General features: G+C 73.4%; 8 protein-coding genes. 5 read left to right on the top strand and 3 right to left on the bottom strand.

Annotation, left to right across the window (positions count from 1 at the left end):
* Positions 1 to 141: 141 nt before the first annotated feature.
* On the bottom strand, positions 142 to 822 hold the full coding sequence (locus H3C53_09520; GenBank protein MBW7916902.1) for an RNA-binding protein: 681 nt from the start codon (positions 820 to 822) through the stop codon (positions 142 to 144).
* 40 nt (positions 823 to 862) lie between these two features.
* Entirely contained in the window at positions 863 to 1,492 is a 630-nt protein-coding gene (locus tag H3C53_09515; GenBank protein ID MBW7916901.1) for a CBS domain-containing protein, read from the bottom strand.
* 88 nt (positions 1,493 to 1,580) lie between these two features.
* On the opposite strand from H3C53_09515, the gene H3C53_09510 reads away from it, so the two are divergent.
* From H3C53_09510 to H3C53_09490, 5 genes are read left to right on the top strand one after another with little or no spacing between them, the layout of a single operon-like run.
* A complete protein-coding gene (locus tag H3C53_09510; GenBank protein MBW7916900.1) occupies positions 1,581 to 2,714 on the top strand; it encodes a 1-deoxy-D-xylulose-5-phosphate reductoisomerase in 1,134 nt (377 codons plus the stop codon).
* Positions 2,711 to 3,976: a site-2 protease family protein gene (locus tag H3C53_09505; protein MBW7916899.1), complete on the top strand. Its 1,266-nt coding sequence runs from the start codon at positions 2,711 to 2,713 to the stop codon at positions 3,974 to 3,976. The genes H3C53_09510 and H3C53_09505 overlap by 4 nt, the downstream gene beginning before the upstream one ends.
* Before the next feature lie 32 nt (positions 3,977 to 4,008).
* Positions 4,009 to 5,082, top strand: coding sequence for an RIP metalloprotease (locus H3C53_09500; protein ID MBW7916898.1), 1,074 nt, complete (start codon positions 4,009 to 4,011; stop codon positions 5,080 to 5,082).
* Positions 5,079 to 5,783, top strand: a complete 705-nt coding sequence (locus H3C53_09495) for a glycosyltransferase (protein ID MBW7916897.1) — start codon at positions 5,079 to 5,081, stop codon at positions 5,781 to 5,783. Before H3C53_09500 ends, H3C53_09495 begins: the two co-directional genes overlap by 4 nt.
* A complete protein-coding gene (locus H3C53_09490) occupies positions 5,780 to 6,412 on the top strand; it encodes an MBL fold metallo-hydrolase (protein ID MBW7916896.1) in 633 nt (210 codons plus the stop codon). Before H3C53_09495 ends, H3C53_09490 begins: the two co-directional genes overlap by 4 nt.
* 4 nt (positions 6,413 to 6,416) lie before the next feature.
* Here the strand turns inward: H3C53_09490 and hisD are convergent, their stop codons facing one another.
* Positions 6,417 to 7,697 (bottom strand): histidinol dehydrogenase, encoded by a 1,281-nt coding sequence (gene hisD / locus H3C53_09485; GenBank protein ID MBW7916895.1) that lies wholly within the window; start codon positions 7,695 to 7,697, stop codon positions 6,417 to 6,419.
* Positions 7,698 to 7,785: the final 88 nt, after the last annotated feature.

Below are 7,785 nucleotides of genomic sequence, written 5' to 3'. Positions count from 1 at the left end.
ACCCCAGGATAACCCCAACAAAGCCAATAAACAAGCTTAAGTGAACGGCATTGGGTCTAGGCGCCGTGCCGCTCACCCGGCGCGGTCGGTCGACTCACCTCGTCACCGCCACGCGGCAACGCTCGACCGGTGGAGGGTGCCCTACGCCCGCTCCACCTCGAGCGTGACCCTGAGGTTGCCTCGGCGCGTCTCGCCCTCGACCCGCAAGACCCTGAAGCGTCCCAGGCCCGCGGCGAAGACCTCGTCGCCGGCGTCGGCGCTGGCCGACTTGCCCGCCGGCCGGCCGTTCACCGCGACCTTCCCGGCGGCGACGCCCTTGGCGAAGTAGGCGCGCGACACCCCGAAGGCGCGGGCGCCGAGCACGTCGACGCGCAGCGAGGGGACCACCGCCGGCTGCTGCCTCTGACTGCCCGCGAACGCCAGCTCGGGCCGCGCCTCGCTGACGATCACGTCGGCGCCGCTCACGCGGCGCAGGGCCAACAGTTCCTGCGGCATGGCGCCGAGCACGAGGAGGCTCACGCCGTCTTGGTGGGTGGTCGCGTCGCCGAGGCGCCCGGCGCCGACGAGCGCCTGGGCGGCGGCCCGCAACTCGCCCTCGTCCACGGCACCGGCGGCGTACAGCGCCGTTAGGTTCGGGGTCGCTTCCGGGACCGCGGCCGGCAGCGCGGCCACGACCCGGCGTCTGGCACCCGGGTAGCCGCCCCAGGCGCCCGCGCGCACGCCGCGCGCGCGCAGCGCCGCCATGAGCGCGTCGGCCGCGTCAGGTTCGAGGAACTCGCTGAAGGCCACTCGGCCACCGGCCGCCTGGCGCGCGAGCGCCACTGCGAGGTCCCTCGACGGCCCGGGCGCGGGGCCGTGGTCGTCAGCGGACGTCGACGACCTCGATACCGGCCGCCTTCAGGCGCCCCGGGAAGCCAGCGGCGTCCTCGCCCGCCACCCGCAGCACCAACCGGCGCTTGTGGCCCGGCTGGATGCCGGTCGTGACGGCGGCGACGATGTTGGACGGGGCCCCCTGCTGGGCGACCCGGGCGAGCACGCCGGGTTCGTCCGGAAGATCGACCGTGACGCGCGTGCCGCCCTCCCTGAGCGCGAGGAACGACACCAGCGCGCGCATCAGGTCGGTGATGGTGAGGATGCCCTTGAGCTCGTTGCCGTCCAGCACCGGCAGGCCGGAGATGCGGTGCTCCTCCATGAGGAGGGCTGCCTGTTCGATCGGGTCGTCCGCGCGCACCGTGATGACGGGGGACTTCATGACGTCCTTGACGCGCAACTTGCTCAACAGGTAGTTGAGCTCGTATATGGACAGGGTGGTGGCCTTCGAGGGGGTCGCTTCCTTCAGATCACGGTCGGTGACTATGCCGATGAGGCGGCCGTCCCGCGTGACAGGGAGCCGGCGGTAACCGCCCTCGCGTAACCGCTGCAGGGCCTCCATCACCGGCGTGTCTGCGCTCACCGTCTGCGGGTCGGGTGTCATCCACTCGCGAACAAGCATCGATCTCCTCCTTGTCTTTGCCTGAATGCTACAACGGGCGTGACGAGGGCGGCCGCCACGCGGCGGCGCGCCATGCCATGATGCCCGTGTGACCCGCGTCACCGTCCTAGGCTCCACCGGTTCCATCGGCACGCAGGCGCTCGAGGTGGCGCGCTGGCACGGCCTGCGGGTGGCCGGGCTGGCGGCCGGAAGCAACGCGGGCCTCCTCCTGAGCCAGGCGCGCGAGTTCTCCCCCGACCTGGTCGCCTGCTCCCCCGCGGTGGCCGCGGAGGTTCGTGCCGGCCTGCCCGCCGGCACGCGGTTGGCGGTCGGCCGCGAGGGTAACGACGAGGTGGCGGCGCTCGAGGCCGACGTGGTCGTGGCCGCCCTGCCGGGCATCGCGGGCCTAGCACCCACGGCCGCTGCGCTGCGGGCGGGCCGGCACGTGGCGCTAGCCAACAAGGAGGCCATGGTGGTCGCCGGGCCCCTCATGTGGGAGCTCGCGCGGCGCCACGGCGGCCGCATCACGCCGGTGGATTCCGAGCACTCGGCGTTGCAGCAGGCCCTCCTCGGCGAGGACCCGAGCGGCGTCGCGGCGCTGATCCTGACCGCCTCCGGCGGGCCGTTCCGCACCGGCCCGGCCGACCTGGCGCGCGTCACGCCGGAGCAGGCGCTCGCTCACCCGAACTGGAGCATGGGCCCGAAGGTGACGGTCGACTCGGCCACGCTCTTCAACAAGGGACTCGAGGTGCTCGAGGCGCACTTCCTCTTCGAGCTGCCGCTCGAGCGCGTCGAGGTGGTGGTGCACCCGCAGTCGCTGGTGCACGGCCTTGTTAGGTTCGTTGACGGGAGCATCAAGGCGCAGGTCGGGCCGCACGACATGCGGCTACCCATCCAGTACGCCCTGCTGGGGCCCGGGCGCCGCGCCACGCCGCTCGCGCCCCTTCCCCTCTCGGGGACCTGGACGTTCGAGGAGCCCGATCACCGCCGCTTCCCCAGCCTCCGCCTCGCGTACCGCGCCGGCAGGCAGGGAGGCGTGGCGCCCGCCTACCTCAACGCGGCGGACGAGGTCGCCGTGGCTGCCTTCCTGGAACGCCGCCTCTCCTTCGACGCCATCCCGCGCCTCCTCGAGGCCGTGCTCGCCTCCGCCCCGACCACCGACCTCAGCTGGGACGCCATCGGCCAGGCCGACCGGGAGGCCAGACGCCTGGCCCTCGAGCTCGCCCTGAAGGTGCCGGGGTGAACGTGGGGGGTACGGGCGGGATCAGGCTACCTTTCAAGCTGCTCGGCATCCCCGTCCGCCTCGACTACAGCTTCCTGCTCATCCTGCCGCTCTTCGCCTACCTCATCGGCAGTCAGCTCCCCGCCTACGCCGAGCTCTTCAGGAGCGCCATGGGGATTGTGGTCGACGTCGGCGCCCTCACCCACGGTCTCACGCCGTGGCTGGTCGGGCTGGCGGGCGCCGTCGGGCTCTTCGCCAGCGTCATGGTCCACGAGCTCGGCCACGCCGTCGTCGCGCGCCTCTACGGCGTCGAGGTGCGCGAGATACGCCTCTGGTTCCTTGGCGGGGTGGCGCAGTTCGACGCCATGCCCAAGCAGCGGGGCGGCGAGGCCGTGGTGGCCATCGTCGGTCCCATCGTCAGCTTCGTCATCGGCTTCGTCCTGCTCAGGCTCGCTCCCGCGCTGCAGGGCGCCGGCGCCGGCGCCGTCTTCATGGTGGTCGCCTACCTGGGGGTGACGAACGTGGCCCTGGCGCTCTTCAACCTCGTGCCGGCCATCCCGCTCGACGGTGGGCGCGTGTTGCGCAGCCTGCTGGCGCTCTTCCTCCCGCAGGAGCGGGCCACCAGCGTGGCCGTCACCGTCAGCGCCACGATGGCGATCCTGCTCGGGCTCTACGGTTTCTTCACCCTGCAGCTGTGGCTGGTCGTGATCGCGTTCTTCATCTACAACGCGGGGCGCATGGAGGCCCAGGCGTCGACCCTCAACCGCGCGTTCGAGGGCAAGACGGTGGCGGACCTCATGACGCGCGACCCGATCACGGTCACCCCCGACATGCGCCTCACCCAGTTCCTGCAGCTCATCCACTTCAGGCCGCACACCGGGTACCCCGTCGTCGACGGCGCCGGGAAGCTCCTCGGCTTCGCGCGCCTCTCGGCTGCCAAGCACGCCGGGAACGCCGGGCCGGAGCAGGCCGAGACGCCGCCGGGTCGGCCCTTCGCGGCGGCGCCGCTCGGCGCAGAGGGCGCCGCGCCGCTGACGCGCCTCACGGAGGCGGAGCTGGCCGACGTCGACCCGGACGCCACCGTCGCCGACATCGTGGAGCCCGCCGACACCGTCGCTCCCGGCGCCCCGGCGCTGGACGCGCTCAGGAGCATCGCGCAGGGAAGGCTAGGACGCCTGGTGGTGGTCGACGCCGGCGGCCGCGTGGTAGGGCTTCTGAGCAAGACGGACCTGGTCCGGGAGCTCAGGCACCTCTACGAGACCGGCCCTGACCGGCGCGGCTGACATACTGGGTCACCGGGGGACCTAGGGAGAGCATGCTTACCGCACTGACCTTCGCACTCATCCTCACCAGCGCCGTCGTGGTGCACGAGCTGGCTCACTACTTCAACGCGCGCAGCGTCGGCGTGGCCGTCCGGGCGTTCAGCGTGGGCATCGGGCCCATCCTCGCTCGCGTCAAGTGGCGCGGGACGGAGTGGCGTCTGAGCCTCCTGCCCCTCGGCGGGTACGTCGACCTACCCGGCATGGGCCCGCGCGTGGACGAGGACGGCGTGCTGCACCACCCCGAAGAGGGCATGGCCAAGCTGAAGCTCCTGCCCAAGCTCTGGGTGTTGGTGGGGGGCGTCATCGCCAACTACGTCCTCGGCAGCCTCCTCCTGGCGGCCGCCATCACCATGCAGCCTGGCTTCAGGGAGATAACGGGCGCCACGGTGGTGCCGCAGGGTTCCACCGTGGCGCGGGTCGTGCCGGGATCCAACGCCGAGCGCTTGGGGCTCGCGGCGGGCGACCGCGTCCTTGAGCTGAACGGCGTCGCCGACCCGGCCCCTGACGCCATCGTGGCGGCGGTGCAGGGCTCCGACCGCCTCGACATGGTGCTGCTGCGCGGCGAGAGCCGCGTGACGGTCACGACCCCCTGGCCGCCCCAGGGCGCCTCCGACGAGCGGAGGCTCGGCATCGAGATCGGCGCCATCCTCCCGCCGGTGCCGTTCGGCACCGCGCTGCGCGAGTCGGCGGCGTTCGGTGTTCGCGTCGTGCCCGAGATGGTGAGGGGGTTCGTCGTCGGGTTCGGCGCCGCCGTGACGGGCGCGCCCAACGCCGACGTAGCCGGGCCGGTCGGGATGGTGACGCTCGTGTCGCAGGCCACGCGCGTGGGCCTCGCCAGCGTGCTCCTCCTCGCGGCCGTGATCAACTTCTCGCTCGGCGTGTTCAACCTCCTCCCCATCCCCGGTCTCGACGGCGGTCGCATGCTCCTCGCCACGGTGGTGGCGCTGAGGGGCAAGCCGTTCAAGCCCGGTCAGGAGGAGAAGTTCCACTTCGCCGGCGTCATGTTCGTGATGGCGCTCATCGTCCTTATCACGTTCCGAGAGCTGAGCGCCCTGTTCACGTCGTGACGACCCTCGGGCCGACGCCCCACCCCACGACGACCGGCGGCAAGGCGCCCGGCGGCTTCGACGTCCTCATACCGGCCTTCGACGAGGCCCGCGGCGTGGCGGCCGTGGTGAGCGCCGCCGTCGCCGCCGGCGCTCGGCGCGTCCTGGTGGTCGACGACGGCTCGACCGACGCCACGGCCGCCGTCGCCAGGGCCGCCGGGGCCGAGGTCGTGTCCCTCCCGGAGAACCGCGGCAAGGGCGGCGCGCTCCACGCCGGCGCCACGGCTCTCGACGGCGAGGTCGTCGTGATGCTCGACGCCGACCTGGTGGGGCTCGAGCCCCATCACGTCGTGGCGTTGGCACGGCCTGTGCTGAGCGGCGCCGCCGACATGGCGCGCGGCGGCTTCGCTGGCGGTCGCTGGGCGACCACCGCCGCCCAGCAGGTCGCGCCGCAGCTCAACGGTCAGCGCGCCCTGCGCCGCGAGCTGCTGCTCGGCATCCCCGGGCTGGCGAGCAGCCGTTACGGCGTCGAGGTCGCCATCACGAGGCACGCCGCCAGGTCGGGGTGGCGCTGCGTGGCCGTGCCGCTCCACGGGGTTTCCCAGGTGATGAAGGAGGAGAAGCGCGGTTTCTGGCGCGGCGCTCGCGTGCGCCTGCGGATGTACCGCGACATCGTCGGCGCCATCCTCCGGCGTGGTGGGGCCGGCGGGGCGCGCGGGTGAGCGCTCCCGTCGAGATCGTCACGCTGCCCCTCGGGCCGGTGCGCGCCAACGCCTACCTGCTGGCGCTGGCCGGGCAGGTCGTCGTCGTGGACCCCGGTGACGCGGGCGAGGAGCTCGGCGCTGCCCTGGCGGAGCGCGGCTGGCGCCTGGCGGCGATCTGGTTGACGCACGCCCACTTCGACCACGTCGGCGGGGTGGCGGGGCTGCTGCGGAGCGCGGGCCCCGCGCCCGTCCACATGCATCAGGCCGACGAGCCGCTCCTCGAGGGGGCCGCGGCGTCGGCGGCGCGGTTCGGACTTGCCATCGAGCCGCCGCCCCTCGGCTTCACGCCCCTGGTGCACGGCGCGGAGCTTGAGTCGGGCGGCGTCAGGGCCCGGGTTCTCCACACCCCGGGGCACGCGCCGGGGCACGTCGCCTTCCACCTGGAGGGTCAGGGCGTGGTCTTGTCGGGCGACGCCCTCTTCAAGGGGTCGGTGGGCCGCACCGACCTGCCGTTCGGCGACCACGACCAGCTGCTGGCGAGCATCCGGCGGGAGCTGCTGTCGCTGCCACCCTCCACGGTGGTGCTACCGGGCCACGGCGACCCGACCACCGTGGGCGCCGAGGCGGCAGGCAACCCGTTCCTCTAGCCGGTCACGCCTCCGGTCCGAGGCGCGCCTCGATGGCCCTGGCGTGCGCCTCGAGCCCCTCGGCGCGCGCCATCAGGGCGGCGGCCGGCCCCAACCGGCGCACCTGGGCGGGGGTCAGGTAGGTCACCGGCACGACCTTCTGGAAGTCGCGCAGGTTCACGAACGAGCTGAAGCGGGCCGTGGCGCCCGTCGGCATGACGTGGCTGGGGCCCACCAGGTAGTCGCCCAGGGCCTCGAGGCTGTGCGCGCCAAGGAAGAGACCACCGGCGTTGCGCGCCCTGGCGGCGAGGCGCCAGGGGTCGGTGACCAGCAGGCACAGGTGCTCGGGCGCGAAGGCGTTGGCGACGTCCATGGCCTCGTCCAGGTCGGCGACGAGCACGGCCACGCCGCGCTCCTCGACAGAGCCCACGGCGGCGCGCGGCGCCGGCAGCGCCGCCGCCGCGGCGGGCAGGGCGGTCACGACGTGCTCGAGCAGCGCCAGGCTGGTGGTGACCAGGACGGGCTGCGCCTGTGCGTGTTCGGCCTGCGCCAGGAGGTCAGCCACCACGTGCGTGGGCGCGGCCGCCTCGTCGGCGACGACGAGCGTCTCCGTGGGGCCCGGCAGCGATTCGATCCCCACCGCGCCGAACAGCTGCCGCTTGGCCTCGACGACGTAACGGTTGCCGGGGCCCACGATCTTGTCGACGCGCCGCACGCTCGCCGTGCCGTAGGCGAGGGCGGCCACGCCGTGGGCGCCGCCGACCCGCAACACCTGGTCGACGCCGGCCACGAGCGCCGCGAAGCGCACCTCGGGCGGCACGCTGCCGTCCGCGCGGGGCGGCGTGGCGACGACGACGCGCTCGACGCCGGCAACGCGCGCCGGCACGGCCGTCATCAAGACCGTGGAGAAGAGCGGCGCCGTGCCACCGGGCACGTAGCAGCCAACGCTCTCGAGGGGCACGATGAGCTGCCCCAGGATGCCGCCGTCGGCGGCGTGCATGAAGCCGCCCTCCGCCTGGCCACGGTAATAGGCCTCCACGCGCGCGGCGGCCAGCCGGATGGCCGATGCCAGGTCGGGCGGCAGCTCGCCCTCGGCGGCGGCAAGCTGGTCGTTCGGCACGACCACGCCCTCGAACACGGCGCCATCGAAGCGGGCAGTGAAGTCGACGAGCGCCGCGTCGCCGCGCTCGCGAACGTCCCTGATTATCTCGCGCACGCTCTCGCGCGTGGCCTCGTCGCCCTGCTCGAAGGCGGCCCGCGCCTCGCACCAGGCGATGGCGGTGGCGGCGTTCTGGAATATCCGCATGGCGACCAGGATAATGCCTCGCCCGGGCGTGGTGGGCCGCGAGCGCAGGCGCGTCCGTGCGTGACGGCGGCAGCGCAGCGGCTCAGCC

This window comes from Trueperaceae bacterium (assembly GCA_019454765.1).
GTDB lineage: Bacteria > Deinococcota > Deinococci > Deinococcales > Trueperaceae > JAAYYF01.
This window is presented reverse-complemented; position numbering and strand designations above follow the sequence as displayed.

Coding starts and splice junctions, on each gene's coding strand:
- H3C53_09515 (MBW7916901.1), bottom strand. CDS start 1,492: ATGCTTGTTCGCGAGTGGATGACACCCGACCCGCAGACGGTGAGCGCA.
- H3C53_09500 (MBW7916898.1), top strand. CDS start 4,009: ATGCTTACCGCACTGACCTTCGCACTCATCCTCACCAGCGCCGTCGTG.
- hisD (MBW7916895.1), bottom strand. CDS start 7,697: ATGCGGATATTCCAGAACGCCGCCACCGCCATCGCCTGGTGCGAGGCG.